The organism is Mycolicibacterium sarraceniae (genome assembly GCF_010731875.1).
GTDB classification, from domain to species: domain Bacteria; phylum Actinomycetota; class Actinomycetes; order Mycobacteriales; family Mycobacteriaceae; genus Mycobacterium; species Mycobacterium sarraceniae.
Genome location: NZ_AP022595.1, coordinates 4,203,428 through 4,219,040, shown reverse-complemented (window position 1 = coordinate 4,219,040; position 15,613 = coordinate 4,203,428). Strand labels below are relative to the sequence as shown.

The 15,613-nt window shown below is 65.9% G+C and carries 13 protein-coding genes and 2 pseudogenes; 7 read left to right on the top strand and 8 right to left on the bottom strand.

The genetic code is table 11. The annotated features are described in order from the left end of the window. Positions 1 to 48 precede the first annotated feature (48 nt). The 3 genes from pyk to G6N13_RS21125 are packed head-to-tail and all read left to right on the top strand — an operon-like array spanning position 49 to position 3,730. Positions 49 to 1,467, top strand: a complete 1,419-nt coding sequence (gene pyk, locus G6N13_RS21135) for a pyruvate kinase (RefSeq protein WP_163700104.1) — start codon at positions 49 to 51, stop codon at positions 1,465 to 1,467. 12 nt (positions 1,468 to 1,479) lie between these two features. Beyond that, a complete protein-coding gene (locus tag G6N13_RS21130; RefSeq protein WP_163700102.1) occupies positions 1,480 to 2,346 on the top strand; it encodes an acyl-CoA thioesterase in 867 nt (288 codons plus the stop codon). 22 nt (positions 2,347 to 2,368) lie between these two features. Next, positions 2,369 to 3,730 (top strand): MprF family protein, encoded by a 1,362-nt coding sequence (locus tag G6N13_RS21125; RefSeq protein WP_163700100.1) that lies wholly within the window; start codon positions 2,369 to 2,371, stop codon positions 3,728 to 3,730. Here G6N13_RS21125 and G6N13_RS21120 read toward each other — a convergent pair. From G6N13_RS21120 to G6N13_RS21090, 7 genes are all read right to left on the bottom strand, one after another. After that, the gene (locus G6N13_RS21120; RefSeq protein WP_163700098.1) at positions 3,708 to 4,238 is read right to left on the bottom strand and encodes a DUF4190 domain-containing protein; all 531 of its coding nucleotides are present in this window, start codon (positions 4,236 to 4,238) and stop codon (positions 3,708 to 3,710) included. The genes G6N13_RS21125 and G6N13_RS21120 overlap by 23 nt on opposite strands. 10 nt (positions 4,239 to 4,248) lie before the next feature. After that, the gene (gene cydC, locus G6N13_RS21115; protein ID WP_163700096.1) at positions 4,249 to 5,862 is read right to left on the bottom strand and encodes a thiol reductant ABC exporter subunit CydC; all 1,614 of its coding nucleotides are present in this window, start codon (positions 5,860 to 5,862) and stop codon (positions 4,249 to 4,251) included. Further along, positions 5,849 to 7,471 carry a thiol reductant ABC exporter subunit CydD gene (gene cydD / locus G6N13_RS21110; protein ID WP_179965172.1) on the bottom strand — a complete coding sequence of 541 codons (1,623 nt, stop codon included), beginning with the start codon at positions 7,469 to 7,471 and terminating at the stop codon, positions 5,849 to 5,851. Before cydD ends, cydC begins: the two co-directional genes overlap by 14 nt. A 5-nt stretch (positions 7,472 to 7,476) precedes the next feature. Further along, positions 7,477 to 8,520, bottom strand: a complete 1,044-nt coding sequence (gene cydB, locus G6N13_RS21105; protein WP_163700094.1) for a cytochrome d ubiquinol oxidase subunit II — start codon at positions 8,518 to 8,520, stop codon at positions 7,477 to 7,479. A gap of 16 nt (positions 8,521 to 8,536) precedes the next feature. Beyond that, positions 8,537 to 9,985: a cytochrome ubiquinol oxidase subunit I gene (locus G6N13_RS21100; protein ID WP_163700092.1), complete on the bottom strand. Its 1,449-nt coding sequence runs from the start codon at positions 9,983 to 9,985 to the stop codon at positions 8,537 to 8,539. A gap of 98 nt (positions 9,986 to 10,083) precedes the next feature. Next, on the bottom strand, positions 10,084 to 10,638 hold the full coding sequence (locus G6N13_RS21095; RefSeq protein ID WP_163700090.1) for an HdeD family acid-resistance protein: 555 nt from the start codon (positions 10,636 to 10,638) through the stop codon (positions 10,084 to 10,086). A gap of 72 nt (positions 10,639 to 10,710) precedes the next feature. Continuing rightward, on the bottom strand, positions 10,711 to 11,034 hold the full coding sequence (locus G6N13_RS21090; protein ID WP_163700089.1) for a hypothetical protein: 324 nt from the start codon (positions 11,032 to 11,034) through the stop codon (positions 10,711 to 10,713). 149 nt (positions 11,035 to 11,183) lie between these two features. On the opposite strand from G6N13_RS21090, the gene G6N13_RS21085 reads away from it, so the two are divergent. From G6N13_RS21085 to G6N13_RS21070, 4 genes and pseudogenes are all read left to right on the top strand, one after another. Continuing rightward, positions 11,184 to 12,110 (top strand): ABC transporter substrate-binding protein, encoded by a 927-nt coding sequence (locus tag G6N13_RS21085; protein WP_163700087.1) that lies wholly within the window; start codon positions 11,184 to 11,186, stop codon positions 12,108 to 12,110. Positions 12,111 to 12,115: 5 nt separating this feature from the next. After that, the gene (locus tag G6N13_RS21080; protein WP_163700085.1) at positions 12,116 to 13,036 is read left to right on the top strand and encodes an amino acid ABC transporter permease; all 921 of its coding nucleotides are present in this window, start codon (positions 12,116 to 12,118) and stop codon (positions 13,034 to 13,036) included. 11 nt (positions 13,037 to 13,047) lie between these two features. Further along, positions 13,048 to 13,801 (top strand): annotated as a pseudogene (locus G6N13_RS21075) (amino acid ABC transporter ATP-binding protein). Positions 13,802 to 13,852: 51 nt separating this feature from the next. Beyond that, positions 13,853 to 14,026, top strand: a pseudogene (locus tag G6N13_RS21070) (response regulator transcription factor); the annotation flags it as partial. A 247-nt stretch (positions 14,027 to 14,273) separates the two neighbouring features. On the opposite strand, the gene G6N13_RS21065 reads toward G6N13_RS21070, so the two are convergent. After that, a complete protein-coding gene (locus G6N13_RS21065; protein ID WP_170310462.1) occupies positions 14,274 to 15,545 on the bottom strand; it encodes an adenylate/guanylate cyclase domain-containing protein in 1,272 nt (423 codons plus the stop codon). Positions 15,546 to 15,613 lie beyond the last annotated feature (68 nt).

The window sequence follows — 15,613 nt, the reverse complement described above, 5'->3', positions numbered from 1 at the left end:
ATCTGTATCGGTCGAGAAGTCCTCCAACCGCGACTATGCTGAGTCGTCGTGAGTAGACGCGGCAAAATCGTCTGTACCCTTGGCCCCGCCACCAGCACCGACGAGTCCGTCAGGGCTCTCGTCGACGCCGGCATGGATGTCGCGCGGCTCAACTTCAGCCACGGCGACTATGCGGACCACGAGTCCGCCTACAAACGGGTTCGGGCGGCGTCCGACGTCACCGGCCGCGCCGTCGGCATCCTCGCCGACCTGCAGGGCCCCAAGATCCGGCTGGGCCGCTTCGCGAACGGCCCGACCTACTGGGCCAACGGCGAGACGGTGCGGATCACCGTCGAGGACTACGAGGGTGACCACGACCGGGTGTCGACCACCTACAAGCAGCTGGCCCGGGACGCCGCGCCCGGTGACCGGCTGCTCATCGATGACGGAAAGGTCGGGCTGGTCGTCGAACACATCGACGGTAACGACGTGGTGTGCACGGTCACCGAGGGGGGCCCGGTCAGCAACAACAAGGGCCTCTCACTCCCGGGCATGAACGTGTCTGTGCCTGCGCTGTCGACTAAGGACATCGAGGACCTCGAGTTCGCGCTGCGCCTGGGTGTCGACCTGGTGGCGTTGTCCTTCGTCCGCTCACCGGCCGATGTCGAACTGGTGCATGAGGTCATGGACCGGGTCGGTCGCCGGGTTCCGGTGATCGCCAAGCTGGAGAAGCCCGAAGCGGTCGACAACCTCGAAGCGATCGTGCTGGCGTTCGACGCCATCATGGTGGCCCGCGGTGACCTAGGGGTCGAGCTGCCGCTCGAAGAAGTACCGCTGGTCCAGAAGCGCGCCATCCAGATGGCCCGCGAGAACGCCAAGCCAGTGATCGTGGCCACCCAGATGCTCGAGTCGATGATCGAGAACTCCCGGCCCACCCGGGCCGAGGCTTCCGACGTCGCCAACGCTGTCATGGACGGAGCCGATGCGGTGATGCTGTCGGGGGAGACCTCGGTTGGCAAGTACCCGTTGGAGGCCGTGCGGACGATGGCGCGGATCATCGGCGCGGTCGAGGAGAACTCCACGGCGGCTCCGCCGCTGACGCACACACCTCGTACCAAGCGCGGCGTCATCTCGTACGCCGCCCGCGATATCGGGGAGCGGCTGGACGCCAAGGCGCTGGTCGCCTTCACCCAGTCCGGGGACACGGTGAAAAGGCTTGCGCGCCTGCACACTCCGCTCCCACTGCTGGCGTTCACCGCGCTGCCCGAGGTGCGCAGCCAGCTTGCGCTGACCTGGGGGACCGAGACGTTCATCGTCGGGCACATGGAATCGACCGACGACATGATCCGTGAGGTCGACCGCTCGATGCTCGAACTGGGTCGCTACAGGCGGGGCGACCTGGTGATCATCGTCGCTGGTGCCCCTCCGGGCACAGTAGGCTCGACCAATCTGATCCATGTGCACCGGATTGGGGAGGACGACCACTAAGGAGATCGACTGTTGGCCACGTCAGACCTAGACGACCTGCTGGCCATTCTCGATCTCTCGGACGTCGGTGCCGATGTGTTCGCCGGCGCCCACCCCCGCAAGAATCCGCCCCGCACGTTCGGCGGGCAGCTGATGGCCCAGTCCTTTGTCGCGGCCACCCGAACTGTGGCACACACGATCGCGCCCAGCGCGCTGTCGGTGCACTTCATCGCCGGCGGCGACCCGGCCGTCGACATCGAATATCACGTCGTGCGGCTGCGTGACGAGCGGCGCTTCGCCAACCGGCGCATCGACGCCATGCAGAACGGCACACTCCTGGCCACCGCGCTGGTGTCGTACACGTCCGCGGGCGCCGGGCTGGAACACAGCATCCCGATGCCCAATCTGCCCGCACCGGAGACGCTGCCCACGATCGATCAGCTTCTCGTCGGCTACGAAAAGGTGGTGCCCGGATTCGTCGAGGCGCTCCGCCCGATCGAGTGGCGCTACACCAACGAGCCGTCGTGGATCATGCGGGAAAAGGGTGGCACGCTCACGGCCAATCAGGTGTGGCTCAAGGCCGACGGGGTGATGCCCGACGACCCGACGTTGAACACCGCCGCGATGATCTATTCCTCCGACACCACGGTCTTGGATTCGATCATCACCACCCATGGCCTGTCCTGGGGTTGGGACCGCATCTTCGCGGTGACCGTCAACCATTCGGTGTGGTTCCACCGGCAGGTCGATTTCTCCGACTGGGTGTTGTATTCGACGGATTCGCCCGTGGCCGCCGAGTCGCGGGGCCTGGGCGCCGGCCACTTCTTCAGCCCTGCCGGGGACGTCGTGGCCACCGTTGTCCAGGAAGGAATCGTCAAGCACTTCCCAGGAAATGCCTGATAGAGCGCGTATCGTTTTCTTGATGACCGAACCGCCTCTCCAGGAGGCGCTGCGACTTCGCGCCAGGGAACGGGTTGTCGTGCATGTCGACAGCCCGACCGCCCGCTGGGTGGGCGCGCTGGCATTCCTGATCGCGGCCAGCTGGCTCGCCGTCGGCAAGTCTCCCTGGTCACTGACCATCCTGGCCGCGGTCGCGCTGATCGCCCGCGGCATCTTCCTGGGCCGGCCGGTGACCGCGGCGCACGCGATTGCTGCTGCCGCCACCGTTTTCGCCGGGTTCGCCGCCCACCTGCTGGCCTTCGACGTAACGGGCGACGTTTTGATCGCGTCCTCCGGGCTGGTGCTGATGTGGCCGACGACGGCGCGGCCCGAGCCCGGCCAGCTGCCGCGAGTCTGGGCGCTGGTGAAAGCGACCAGCGGCGACCCGGTGGCACCCTTCGCCATGCAGATGCTGAAGAGCCATTTCTTCAGCACCGACGGCACTGCGGCCATCGCGTATCGAACCCGGCTCGGTTACGCCGTGGTCAGCGGCGACCCGATCGGTGACGAAGACGGCTTCCCCGACCTGATCGCCGAATTCGCCGGAATGTGCCATACCCGCGGCTGGCGGGTGGTTGTTCTCGGCTGCAGCGAGCGCAGGCTCGGACTCTGGCCGGACCTCCGGCCGGTGCCCATCGGGCGCGACGTGGTGATCGATGTGCCGGCGTTCGACATGGTGGGCCGCCGGTTCCGCAACCTGCGCCAGGCGGTGCAGCGCACCCACAACGCCGGCATCACCACCGAGATCGTTGCGGAACAGGAGCTGGCCGACGGTCTGCTGGCCGAACTGACCGATGTGCTGCTGTCGTCGGCGAAGGGTTCGCGCACGGAGCGCGGCTTCTCGATGATCCTGGATGGCGCGCTCACCGGCCACTATCCCGGCATCCTGCTGATCGTGGCGCGCGACAACGCGGGCCGGGTACAGGGATTCCACCGCTACGCACTGGCCGGCGACGGTGGCGACGTCACCCTCGACGTCCCATGGCACCGCCGCGGGGCACCCAACGGGATCGACGAGCGACTATCTGTCGATATGATCGCCGCGATGAAAGAACTTGGTGTCCAACGCCTTTCGCTGGCATTTGCAGCGTTCCCCGAGATTTTCACCGATCCGGAACGTGGTGCGCTGCGCGGCCTCTGCTATGCGGCGATCCACCTCGGCGACTCACTGATCGCACTGGAGTCGCTGTATCGGTATCTGCGCAAATTTCACGCGCTCGGCGATCGCCGGTATGTATTGCTGCCGTTGAGCCAAGTGCTGCCGCTGCTGATGGTGTTGTTATCGCTGGAATTCCTGCCGCGGCGGCGGCACCTGCCGACAGTTACGGGGTCGGCGTCAGAGTGACGCTGAACTTGTTCTCCACCGATTGTTTGAAGTCATCGGCGCACTGTTGGACGGCGGACTGATCCTGTCCGGCCTTCTGCAGGCAGTCGATGTAGTCGGTGGCGCCGACTTCCTTGAACACGCCGACCCACACGGCGATGAAAGCCAGGCCGATGATGATCGACAGGAAACCGAGGATCACGCCGGCGAGCGCGACGCCACCGTTATTGGCTTCACCGCGCTTGGCGCGACTGCGGCCGGCGAAACCGATGATCACCGCGACGATGCCCAATACGATGCCGCCGACCACCGAGAAGGATGCCAGCAGCGCCACGATCGCGATGATCAGCGCGGTGATGCCCAGGCCGTTGCGCGGGGCGGCCGGTGGGGGTGCATAACCCGTATACGGCTGCGGCGGGGCGGGCGGATAGCCGCCGGGATACGGGCCCGCGGCGTACGGATTGGGATAGCCCTGAGGGGGCGGCGGCGGGGCGGGTTGCTGAGGTGCCTGGTCGGGGGGCTCAGTCATGCGCGCCACGTTACCCGTAGTGGCCGATCGATAGTCGCCGGCAGGCGATGTCGTTGCCAAGTTGATGGGTGGCGACCACCACAGTCCGTGCCGGTGACAGCAGCCCGGGCCGGTCGTCGAGCAGGGCGCGCATTATCCGCTGCCCGTCGGCAGCGTCGAGATGCTCGGTCGGCTCGTCGAGCAGCACCACCGGTGCGGGACATAACATCACCCGCGCCAGCAGGAGCCGCCGGCGTTGTCCCGCCGACACCGCGGCCGCGCCACCGATCAATACGGTGCTCAGCCCGTCGGGCAAACTGTCCAGCCAGTCGTTCAAACCGACAGCGGCCAGCGCATGCGTGAGCTCCTCATCGCTGCAGTCACCGCGCGCCACCAGCAGATTGTCCCGGACGGTGGTGCTGAACAGATGGGCGTCTTCGGCGAAATAGCATATGGCGCTGCGTAATTCGGATTCGCTCAGTTCGCTGGTGGCGACGCCGCCGACGGTGACCCGACCGTCGGCCGGTGGGATCAGGCCGGCCAAGGTCATCAGCAGAGCGGTCTTGCCGGCACCGCTGCGGCCAGTGATCGCCAGGCGCGCACCGGTTTGCAACGTCACGGTGACGGGTGGGCCTGCCGCCGCGCCGGGATAGCCGGCGCGAACGGCGCTGGCACGCAACTCCGGTGTTGTGTCGGGGTTCGTGAGCGAGACGGTGTGCGTGGCAGACCCGGCCGGTACGAGTTCGGTCAGTCGTTGTGCGGCGATCCGTGCGCGGGTGAGTGCCACCGCGGCGCCGGGAAGGTTAAGGGTGGCTTCGAATGCGGAGAGCGGCAACAACATCAGCACGGCAAGAGTTGTGGGCGCGGTGTGGCCGGCAATGCCGATGCCGACGATCACGGCGCCGATGACGCTGGCGCCGCTAGCCAACGTCGGAACCGCGGCAGCCGCGGCGGCCGGTGCCGCTGCGCGGTCGATCGCCACACCCCAATCGCGTTGGCGCTGTTCGGCGTGCGCGATCAAGCCGGGCAGCCGCCCGGCCACCCGCAACTCGTCCGCATGTTCCAGTGCGGTGACGGCGGCGACATCGCGACCGGACTGACGTTTGCGGGCAACCGCTTCCTGCGCGTGCACCGCCCGGGTGGCCAGTGCGGGCGCGAGCGCACCCGCGATCAGCAGACACAGCACGAGGACGATGGCTGCGGTGAGGGAGATCATCGCGATGACGGCGGTAGCGGCGGCACCAAGGATGGCGGCGACCCCGATCGGCACCAGCGCGCGCACCAGAACGTCGGCCAGGGTGTCGACATCGGTGCCGACCCGGGTCAGTAGATCACCACTGTGCAGGCGTGCGGTGATACCGGCGGGGCCGTGGGCCAGCCTGCGGTAGATCTCACTGCGGCAGCCGGCCGCTGCCCGCAACGCGGTGTCGTGGGACGCGAGCCGTTCGCAGTAGCCGAGAACGCCGCGCGAGATGCCTAACGCGCGCACCGCGACGACGGCCACCGAGAGATCCAGCACCGGTGGCATCTGCCACGCGCGGGTGATCAGCCAGGCCGACACGCCCGCCAGCGCCAGCGCACTACCCAGCGCGAGCGATCCGAGGACGATCGCGACCGCGAGCCGCCGCTTGTCAAACGCCAGCATGATCGGCCTCCACCGTGATCACGTGATCGGCGATTCCCACCGCACTGTCGCGGTGGGCGACCAGCACGACGGTCGCACCTTCGGCGGCCCGCCGGCTGATTGCCCGCAGCACAGTTCGTTCGGTCGCCTCGTCGAGGTGCGAGGTGGGTTCGTCGAGCAACAGCACTGGCGCCGGGGAGCCAAGCGTGCGGGCCAGGCCCAGGCGTTGGCGCTGGCCGAGTGACAACCCGGTGCCGTCGCGGCCCAGCATGGTATCGATGCCGTCCGGCAGGCTGTCGATGACTTCGGTGAAACCCGCTGTGTGGCAGGCGCTCTCGAGATCATCGAGCTGGCCGAATAGGGCCAGGTTCTCGGCGATGGTACCGGGGATGATCACCGGGCGTTGGGCCAGCCAGGCCAGCTGCCGCCACCACGTCGGACGATCCAGGTCGCCAATGTCGACACCGTCGATGGTGACGTGCCCGTGGGTGGGGGTGATCAGGCCGGCGATCGCGAGCAGCGTCGTGGTCTTGCCTGCGCCGTTGGCGCCGGTGAGCACGGTGACCTCGCCGGGCCGCAGCCGGCCCGATAGCCGGTGCGGCGATATGCCGTCGCGCCCGGCCACGCATAGGCCGTCGAGCGCGATCACGGCGCCGTCGGCGTCGACGGTGCGGGTACCGGCCGGGGGCTCCGGGTGTTGCTCGATGAGCGCGAACGCCTTATCGGCGGCGGCCTTTCCGTTCTGTGCGGCATGGAACTCGACCCCGACCCGGCGTAGCGGCCAGAAGACGTCGGGTGCCAGCAGTAGCACGGTAAGCCCGGCGACCAGGCTCATCTCGCCGAAGACCAGGCGTAGCCCCACGCTGACCGCAACCAGCGCCACGCCGAGTGTGGCAATGAGCTCGAGCACCAACGCGGACAGGAACGCGATGCGCAGGGTGGCCATCGCCGATCGGCGATGGGCCGCAGCAAGTTTGGCGATGCGGTCGGCCGGACCGTCGGCGCGGCCGAGGGCCCGCAGCGTGGGGATACCGGCGATCAGGTCCGTCAGCCGTGCCTGAAGTGTGGTCATCGCGTCCAACGCGGCAGCCGACCGGTCCGTAGTGGCCAGGCCGATGAGAATCATGAACACCGGGATCAATGGCAAGGCGACGAGCACGATCACCGCCGACTGGAAGTCGTTGAGCGCGATGACGGCAACGGTCGCAGGGGTGAGGATCGCGGCCAGGAAGAGTGCGGGGAGGTAGGCGGTGAAAAACGGCCGAAGACCGTCGAGCCCGCTGGTGATCACGGTCGCGGCGTCGTCGCGCCGGGTGTTGCGTACGCCGGGCGGCAGGGCGGTGACGGCGCGCAGCACCTGCCCGCCGAGGTCGGCGATCACGGCGCTGGCCCCGCGCTGACCCAGCCGGCCCTGCACCCATTGCACCAGGGCCCGGATGAGCCACAGCCCGGCCAGGGTCACCAGCTCGGTCTGCCAGTGGCCGATGCTGCGGGTGGCCGGGTCGGTGATGACACCGGCCACCACATGGCCGAGTACCACGGCGCCCGCAATGGCACACCCGGAGATCAGCGTGCCGCAGACGACCGTCGCGACCAGATAGCGGCGTACCGCTCCCGAGACCTGCCACAGCCGCTTCAGGGCACGCGCCTCAGGGGCAGACCGATCGACTTGGGGATCGACTCGGCGAAGATCCGCTTACGGAAGATCCAGTAGGTCCAGCCCTGGTACAGCAGCACGATCGGGGTGAATATCAGTGCGGCCCATGTCATCACCTTCAGGGTGTAGGGGCTAGACGAACTGTTGAAGATCGTCAGGTTGTACGCCGGATCGAGAGTCGAGGGCACGAGATTCGGGTACAGCGACCCGAACAGCAGGGTCACCACCGCGGCGACGACGATCGTCGTGGCCAGGAATGCCCAGCCTTCGCGAACACCCCAGGCTGCCGCGACGGCCGCCAGCTGGGCCACCACCGCCAGCGCCAACACCGCCCAGGTCCATGGCTTTCCGTGCGCCAGCTGGGTCCACAGACCGAACGCGGCGACCACCACGGTAGCGGGAGCACTGAGCTTGCGGGCCAACCCGACCGCATCGGTGCGCACGGTGCCGCCGGATTTCAGCGCCAGGAACACCGCGCCGTGAAACAGGAACAGAGCGCAGGTGGCCAGCCCACCAAGCAGCGTGTACGGGTTGAGCACATCGGTGACCGACAGCCCGACGACGTTCTTGTCCGGCCCGATCGGTAGGCCGTTGACCAGAATCGCGAACGCCACGCCCCAGAGGATCGCCGGCAGCCATGACCCGACCGCGATCCCGATATCGCACCACCGGCGCCACTTTGGATCGTCGATTTTGCCGCGCCATTCGATGGCCACGATGCGGGCGATCATTGACAGCAGGATCACCAACAGCGGCAGATAGAGCGTCGAGAACACAGTGGCGTACCAGTGCGGAAATGCGGCAAACATCGCACCGCCCGCGGTGATCAGCCAGACTTCGTTACCGTCCCAGACCGGTCCGATGGTGTTGAGCACGGCCCTGCGATGAGACTCCGTATCGCCCTTGCCGAGCCGTCCCAGCCACGCCATCACCATGCCGACGCCGAAGTCGAACCCCTCGAGGATGAAGAAGCCGAGGAACAGCACCGCGACGATGATGAACCAAAGGTGTTGCAGCCCCATGGTGTGACTCCCTTCCTCAGTAGGCGAACGAGAGTGGGGCGACGTCGTCGTCCCCGGGTGGGGTGGGCGGCGTCGGTTCGGAGTCGTGCTCGAGCGGGCCGGTCGTGATGTAGCGGCGCAACAGGAAGAACCAGATCACCGCGAGCACCGCGTAGAGCAGTGTGAACGAGATCAAAGACACCCAGACCAGGCCTGGCCCATGCAGCGATACACCTTGGCGCACGGTCAGCCGAACCAGTTGGTCGCCATCGGGATTGGGGGCGACCACCCAGGGCTGGCGACCCATCTCGGTGAATACCCAGCCAGAGATCGTGGCCAGGAACGGCGTCGGAATCGTCACCAGTGCCAAGCGCGAGTACCACCTTGAGCCGGGTACCCGGCCGCCGCGGGTGAGCCACAGCGTGGTCAGCGCGAACAGCAGCGGGATGGCCATCAGGCCGATCATGGCGCGGAACGACCAATACGTGACGAACAGATTGGGGACGTACCACTCGGGGCCGAACTTCTGTTCATATTGCTGCTGAAGGTCTTTGGTGCCTTCCAGCGTGACACCGCTGAACTTGCCCTCGGCCAGGAACGGCAACACGTAGGGCACCTCGATGACCCGGGTGATGCTGTCACAGTTGTTGTGCGTACCGACGGTCAGGATCGAGAACCCGGGATCGGTTTCGGTGTGGCACAGCGATTCCGCGGCCGCCATTTTCATCGGCTGCTGATGGAACATCAGTTTGCCCTGCGTATCGCCGGTGAAAAACAGGCCCACACTGGCCAAAAGCGCCACCAGCGAACCCAGGATGGCGCCGGGCCGATACAGGGCCGCGGCGTCCGGCGTGCCTTTGGCGCGCACCATCCACCACGCGCAGACTGCCGCCACGAACGTGGCCGCCACGAGGAAGGCCGATGTCACGGCGTGCCAGAAGGCCGCCACGCCGGTGTTATTGGTGAACAACTCGACGATGCTCTCCAGCTCGGCGCGGCGTGTCTCCGGGTTGTACCGGGTGCCGACTGGGTGCTGCATGAACGAGTTGGCGGTGATGATGAAGAACGCGGACAGGTTGACAGCGATCGCCACCAGCCAGATCGACGTCAGGTGCAGCCAGCGGGGCAGTCGGGTCCAGCCGAAGATCCACAGACCGATGAACGTCGACTCCAGGAAGAAGGCGACCAGGCCCTCTAAGGCGAGTGGTGCACCGAACACGTCACCGACGAACCGGGAGTACTCACTCCAGTTCATCCCGAACTGGAACTCCTGCACGATGCCGGTCGCGACGCCGATCGCGAAGTTGATCAGGAAGACCTTCCCGAAGAACTTCGTCATCCGGTACCAGGCCAGGTTGTCGGTGACCACCCAGATCGTCTGCATGACGGCGATCAGCGGGGCCAGCCCGATCGTCAGCGGAACGAAGATGAAGTGGTAGACGGTCGTGATTCCGAATTGCCAGCGGGACACGTCAAGAGCACTCATGTCGGAACTCTCCAAGCACGCGAAAGGCGCGGATCGCCAATCTACGACAGAGTGTAGTAGGAATCCGCGCCCGTCGCGCAAGGGCCTTTAGGCCCCAGCTAGAGGCGCTGGGAGGCCTTACGAACGCCGAACGACGCCACGATCTCGAAAACGCCGATCACGATGAGCCAGATGCCCACCACGACGGTCAGCGTGGCCAGCGACTCGAACGGCGAGCCCAGGACCACCAGGCCCGCGATGAGGCTGATCACACCGATGAAAATCTCCCAGCCGCGCCCCGGGGTATCCGGATCGCTGATCGCTGAGACCGCGGTCGCGACGCCCCGGAAGATGAAGCCGATACCGATCCAGATAGCGAGCAGCAGAATGGAGTTCGAAAGACTGCGAAAGCACAGCACGGCCAGAACCACCGCGGCGGCGCCGCTGATGAACAGCAGCACTCGCCCGCCCGCCGACACGGGCAACGTGAAGGCGTGAAACACCTGTGAGAGACCGGTCACCAGAAGGTAAGCGCCGAAGAAGATCGCCGCGACGACGATTGTCTTTGTCGGCCAGACGAGTACCAACACGCCGAGGGCGAGTGCCAGAACCCCCGACAGCAGGACGGACTTCCACAAATGCGGCAGCAATGACGGGGTAGAAGAAGTTGTCATGGCAGGAAGTCTTGCACAGGGCATCGGCCGGTTGCGGTATTTGGGCAGTTGACCGCGTGCGCCCCGGGGTCGCTACAGAGCGCCGCTGTCCTCGCTGCGGTCGAGCAGCGATAACCGGTAGAGCACGGTGATCAATCCGAAAATGAGCAGGGCGGCGATCAGATCGGACCACTGGAACGGATACACAGCCCCGTCAATGGAGAGCACCATGACGGTCTCTGCCAGAGCGAAGAACAGGAAAAAGATCCCGAGGACCGCGCGGGCCGTCGAAAGGTGCAGTCGGGTGCGGCGCACCTCCACCATGAGGCTCAGCAGCAGGACGGGCAATATTTGTGCCAGTGTTGCGGCCGTAGGGCCGTCCATCACGGCGAAATGAACGCGACTCAAATCAGGCATGCTGGGCCACGCTAGCTGGCGGTACCTGCGGATCTGCTGCCGGATGGTCACACCTCTACTACTGTTCCGTTACCGGCAACACAGAACTTGGACCATGCCACTAGTTTCGGGCAGGACAGCCCGGATGCAGTCGAGAGAAAGAGGCAACCGTGCTCACTGGATGTCAAGATCGTCGGGCAACGCAGAACTGGTGGCGTATCGCTGGCGTCGTCGCCGTGGCTGGTGCGCTGGCACTGTCAGGCTGCAGCAGTAAGAACGACACCAGCGCAGGGCCGTCGACCTCGACCACCGCCGCCAAGGCGCAGAAGGTCGATGAGATCGCGGCGGGTGTCCCCGATGACATCAAAAAGTCGGGCAAGCTGGTCGTCGGGGTCAATATCCCCTACGCGCCAAACGAATTCAAGGATGCCAGCGGCAAGATTGTCGGCTTCGACGTGGACCTGATGAACGCGATCGCCTCCACGCTCGGATTGACCGCCGACTACCGGGAGGCTGACTTCGCCAAGATCATCCCCTCCATCCAGCAGGGCACCTTCAACGTCGGCATGTCGTCCTTCACCGACACCAAGGAACGCCAGGACTCGGTCGACTTCGTCGACTACTTTTCTGCGGGCATTCTGTGGGCGCAGAGGCCTGGCTCGCCGATCGACCCCAGCAACGCGTGCGGCAAGAAGGTGGCCGTGCAGGCGACCACCGCCGAGGAAACTAACGAGCTGCCCAAGAAGAGCAAGGCGTGCACCGACGCCGGCAAACCAGCCATCGAGATCCTGAAGTTCGACGGCCAGGATGCCGCGACCAACGCCGTGGTACTCGGCCAGGCTGACGCGATGTCGGCAGACTCGCCGGTGACCGCCTACGCCATCAAGCAGAGCAACGGCAGGCTCGAGGCTGCCGGCGAGATCTCCGAAGCCGCCCCGTACGGCTGGCCGGTCGCCAAGGGATCGCCGCTGGCGGCGTCGCTGCAGAAAGCCTTGCAGCACCTCATCGACACCGGCGACTACAAGACCATAGCCAGCAACTGGGGCGTCGAGGCGGGCATGGTCACCAAGCCGGTCATCAACGGAGCGACCAGCTAAGCGCTATGACTGTCGACGAATCGGCCCCACCTGCCATCGACGCGGTACCACTTCGTCATCCCTGGCGGTGGGTGGGGGCGGTCGTCATCGTCGTCCTCGTCGGGCTGTTCCTGTATGGCGCGGCGACCAACCCGGCGTACGGCTGGTCGACCTATGGCGACTATCTGTTCAACGATCGGATCATGCTCGGTGTGTTCAACACGCTGCAGCTGACGATCTACGCGATGGTGATCGGCGTCGTGCTCGGGGTGTTGCTCTCGGTGATGCGACTGTCGCCAAACCCGGTATTCGGTTCAGTGGCATGGGTTTTCCTGTGGATCTTCCGAGGGACGCCGGTGTACGTGCAGCTGGTGTTCTGGGGGCTGATCCCGACGATCTACCAGAAGATCCAGCTCGGCATTCCGTTCGGCCCGTCGTTCTTTCACCTTGATCTGCGGGATCTGTCGATCCCGTTCCTGCTCGCGGTCATCGGTCTCGGCCTGAACGAGGCCGCGTATATGGCCGAGATCATCCGGGCCGGAATCACCTCCGTACCCGAGGGCCAGTCGGAGGCGTCGACCGCACTGGGCATGTCGTGGGGAATGACGATGCGCCGCACCGTTCTTCCGCAGGCGATGCGGGTCATCATTCCGCCGACCGGTAACGAGGTCATCAGCATGCTGAAGACCACGTCGCTGGTAACCGCCGTGCCGTACTCCTACGACCTCTACAGCATCGCCTCCCGGGAGATCGCCGCCAGGACATTCGAACCGGTCCCCATGCTGCTGGTCGCAGCTACCTGGTACCTGGTGATCACCAGCATCCTGATGGTGGGGCAGTACTACCTCGAGAAATACTTCTCCCGCGGCATTTCCAGGAAGCTGACCACCAAACAGCTTGAGGCCTTGGCGAAGGCGCAGACCACCACGGAGGCCGGACACGTATGACAGGTGAACCCATGGTCCGCGCCGAACGGGTGTGCAAGGACTTCGGTGCGCTGTCGGTGCTGAAGGGGGTCACGCTTTCGGTGGACCCCGGCAAAGTACTGGTGCTTGTCGGTCCGTCGGGGTCCGGCAAATCGACGTTCCTGCGGTGCATCAACCATCTCGAGACTGTCACTGCCGGACGGCTTTACGTGGACGGCGATCTCGTCGGATACCGTGAGCGCGGCGGCAAGCTGCTGGAGATGCCGCCGCGGGAGGCGGCCAAGCAACGTCGTGACATCGGAATGGTGTTCCAGCACTTCAACCTGTTCCCACACCGCACCGCACTGGCCAACGTCATTGAATCACCGGTCCACGTCAAGCGGATCAAGAAGGCTGCCGCCACCGAGCGGGCGCGTGAGCTACTCGCCCAAGTTGGCTTGTCGGACAAGGCCGATGCCTACCCGGCACAGCTGTCCGGCGGTCAGCAACAGCGGGTGGCGATTGCCCGTGCGCTGGCGATGGACCCGAAGCTGATGCTGTTCGACGAGCCGACCTCGGCCCTGGACCCCGAACTCGTCGGCGAAGTTCTGGGCGTGATGAAAACGCTGGCTAGCCAGGGCATGACGATGATCGTGGTGACCCACGAGATGGGTTTCGCCCGCGAGGTCGCCGACGAGCTGGTGTTCATGGACGGGGGGGGTGATCGTCGAAAGCGGCCTGCCCCGGGAGGTCCTGAGCAATCCGCAGCACGACCGCACCAAAGCCTTTCTGTCGAAAGTCATGTAGCCGAGCGTGCAGGCCAGCGCGGACCCCAGGATGGCGAATGGCCCCGGCGGGCCTGCCGCGAGCCTGACCGACCGGGAGACCGAAACTCGGCGTGACGTGGCAAAAGGATTGACCGCCAAGCAGGTTGCGGCCAAGCTCTCGCTAAGTCACCGCACGGTGGAGAACCACGTGCAGGCGACCTTCGGGAAACTTCAGGTCGCCAACCGGGTCGAACTGGCCCGCTAACGATCCGCAGCGCGCTGTGCTGGCGCAGCTGGTCCAGGAATTCGCTGCGATGTCGGCGCAGGTGGCCCGCATGTCGGCGGACTGACTCTGGCCCGGCGCTGGGACTCCGAACGGCTGTCCGCACTGGTTCTGGTGCCACTGGTGGTGCGGGCCCCGGTCATCACCGGTGGGGACGGTGGAAGCCCGGCTGCCCGGCGGCAGCGGTGACGACGCTGATCGGGAGCATTGTGCTGGCCACGCGTGAGGCCTAGCGGGTTGGACTTTCGACCCGCCCAGCTTCTTCCTGGGCGGGGCGATCGGGATCGGGCGCCCGCGCGGGCCGGCGGCTCACCAGATACCAGGTGCGCATGATGCCCTTGCCCTTGACCTCGATATCGCCGCGTTTCTCGAGGACGAAGCGGTCACGGAGACGTTCGTAAAGATCTTGGGGCACTTGGATGTGTCCCGCGAGGTCGGTGGTCTCCATGCGGGAAGCGACGTTGACGGCGTCGCCCCACACGTCGTAGAAGAACCGGCGCGCTCCGACCACCCCGGCCACCACCGGGCCGGCGGCCATCCCCATCCGCAGCGGAACCGGCTGCCCGTTGGGGTCACGCAGGTCGCGGACCGCCTTGGCCATGTCCAGGGCCAGGTTCGCCAGCCCCTCGGCGTGGTCATCCCTGGGCTCGGGAACGCCGCTGACGACCATGTATGAGTCGCCGGTGGTCTTGATCTTCTCCAAGCCGTGCTTGTCGACCAGGCGGTCGAAGGTGGTGTACAGCCGATCGAGGAATCGCACGAGTTCCGCCGGCGGGATCTGGCTGGCCCGCTCGGTGAACCCAGCGATATCGGCAAACAGAATCGAGGCGTCGTCGAACCTATCGACGATCACACCGCGGTCCGGATCCTTGAGTCGGGCCGCGATGCTGGCGGGCAGGATGTTGGCCAGCAGCGCCTCGGAGCGCAGATATTCGAATTCCATTGCCGCCTCGGCCCGGGACACCTCCCGCATCGCGTACCAGACCGTCGCGAAGATCATCACGCATGCCGACACTGTGGTGATCACGAAGCCGGTATTGACCAGCCAGCGCGGCTGGACACCGGTGTCGCCGGGTACCAGGAACTGCGACGCGATCGTCAGCCCGGCGCCGATCGCGACGACCACCGACGCCAACACCCAGTGCTCCACGCCGAGCACCAGCACCGCCAGCGACGCCGACACCAGGTAGTAGAACTGGATGCCGGAATCCGTCCCGATCTGCCAGCCGACGACCGTCAGCGACACGAAGGCGAAGAAGACGAACGCCAGAGCCGCGAGAATCTCGCCGAAACGGTGCAGGACGGGGATGATCCCGAAGATCGCAGCGGTGCCGAGGTTGATCAAACCGATGACGACCAGGTGCTCGCCGGTGACGAACTGCAGGATCCCCACCAGGGAGGTGACGACCGCAGCCAGGGCTGCCGCGATGTTGAGTACCCGCTGCCGCCGCGAGATGGACTCAGCCCAGTGCTGGTTGCGGGCCGGGGCCCGGCGCTGCATGCGCTCACAGTCAGCGCGCTGGTTCGGCCCGTCCGATGGCACCGAACAAGCGCGTTTCCGCAGGCTGC

Excerpts from the sequence above, each read along its gene's own strand:
- G6N13_RS21125 (WP_163700100.1), top strand. The coding sequence starts at position 2,369 with ATGACCGAACCGCCTCTCCAGGAGGCGCTGCGACTTCGCGCCAGGGAA.
- G6N13_RS21120 (WP_163700098.1), bottom strand. The coding sequence starts at position 4,238 with ATGACTGAGCCCCCCGACCAGGCACCTCAGCAACCCGCCCCGCCGCCG.
- cydC (WP_163700096.1), bottom strand. The coding sequence starts at position 5,862 with ATGCTGGCGTTTGACAAGCGGCGGCTCGCGGTCGCGATCGTCCTCGGA.
- cydB (WP_163700094.1), bottom strand. The coding sequence starts at position 8,520 with ATGGGGCTGCAACACCTTTGGTTCATCATCGTCGCGGTGCTGTTCCTC.
- G6N13_RS21100 (WP_163700092.1), bottom strand. The coding sequence starts at position 9,985 with ATGAGTGCTCTTGACGTGTCCCGCTGGCAATTCGGAATCACGACCGTC.
- G6N13_RS21095 (WP_163700090.1), bottom strand. The coding sequence starts at position 10,638 with ATGACAACTTCTTCTACCCCGTCATTGCTGCCGCATTTGTGGAAGTCC.
- G6N13_RS21090 (WP_163700089.1), bottom strand. The coding sequence starts at position 11,034 with ATGCCTGATTTGAGTCGCGTTCATTTCGCCGTGATGGACGGCCCTACG.
- G6N13_RS21080 (WP_163700085.1), top strand. The coding sequence starts at position 12,116 with ATGACTGTCGACGAATCGGCCCCACCTGCCATCGACGCGGTACCACTT.
- G6N13_RS21065 (WP_170310462.1), bottom strand. The coding sequence starts at position 15,545 with ATGCAGCGCCGGGCCCCGGCCCGCAACCAGCACTGGGCTGAGTCCATC.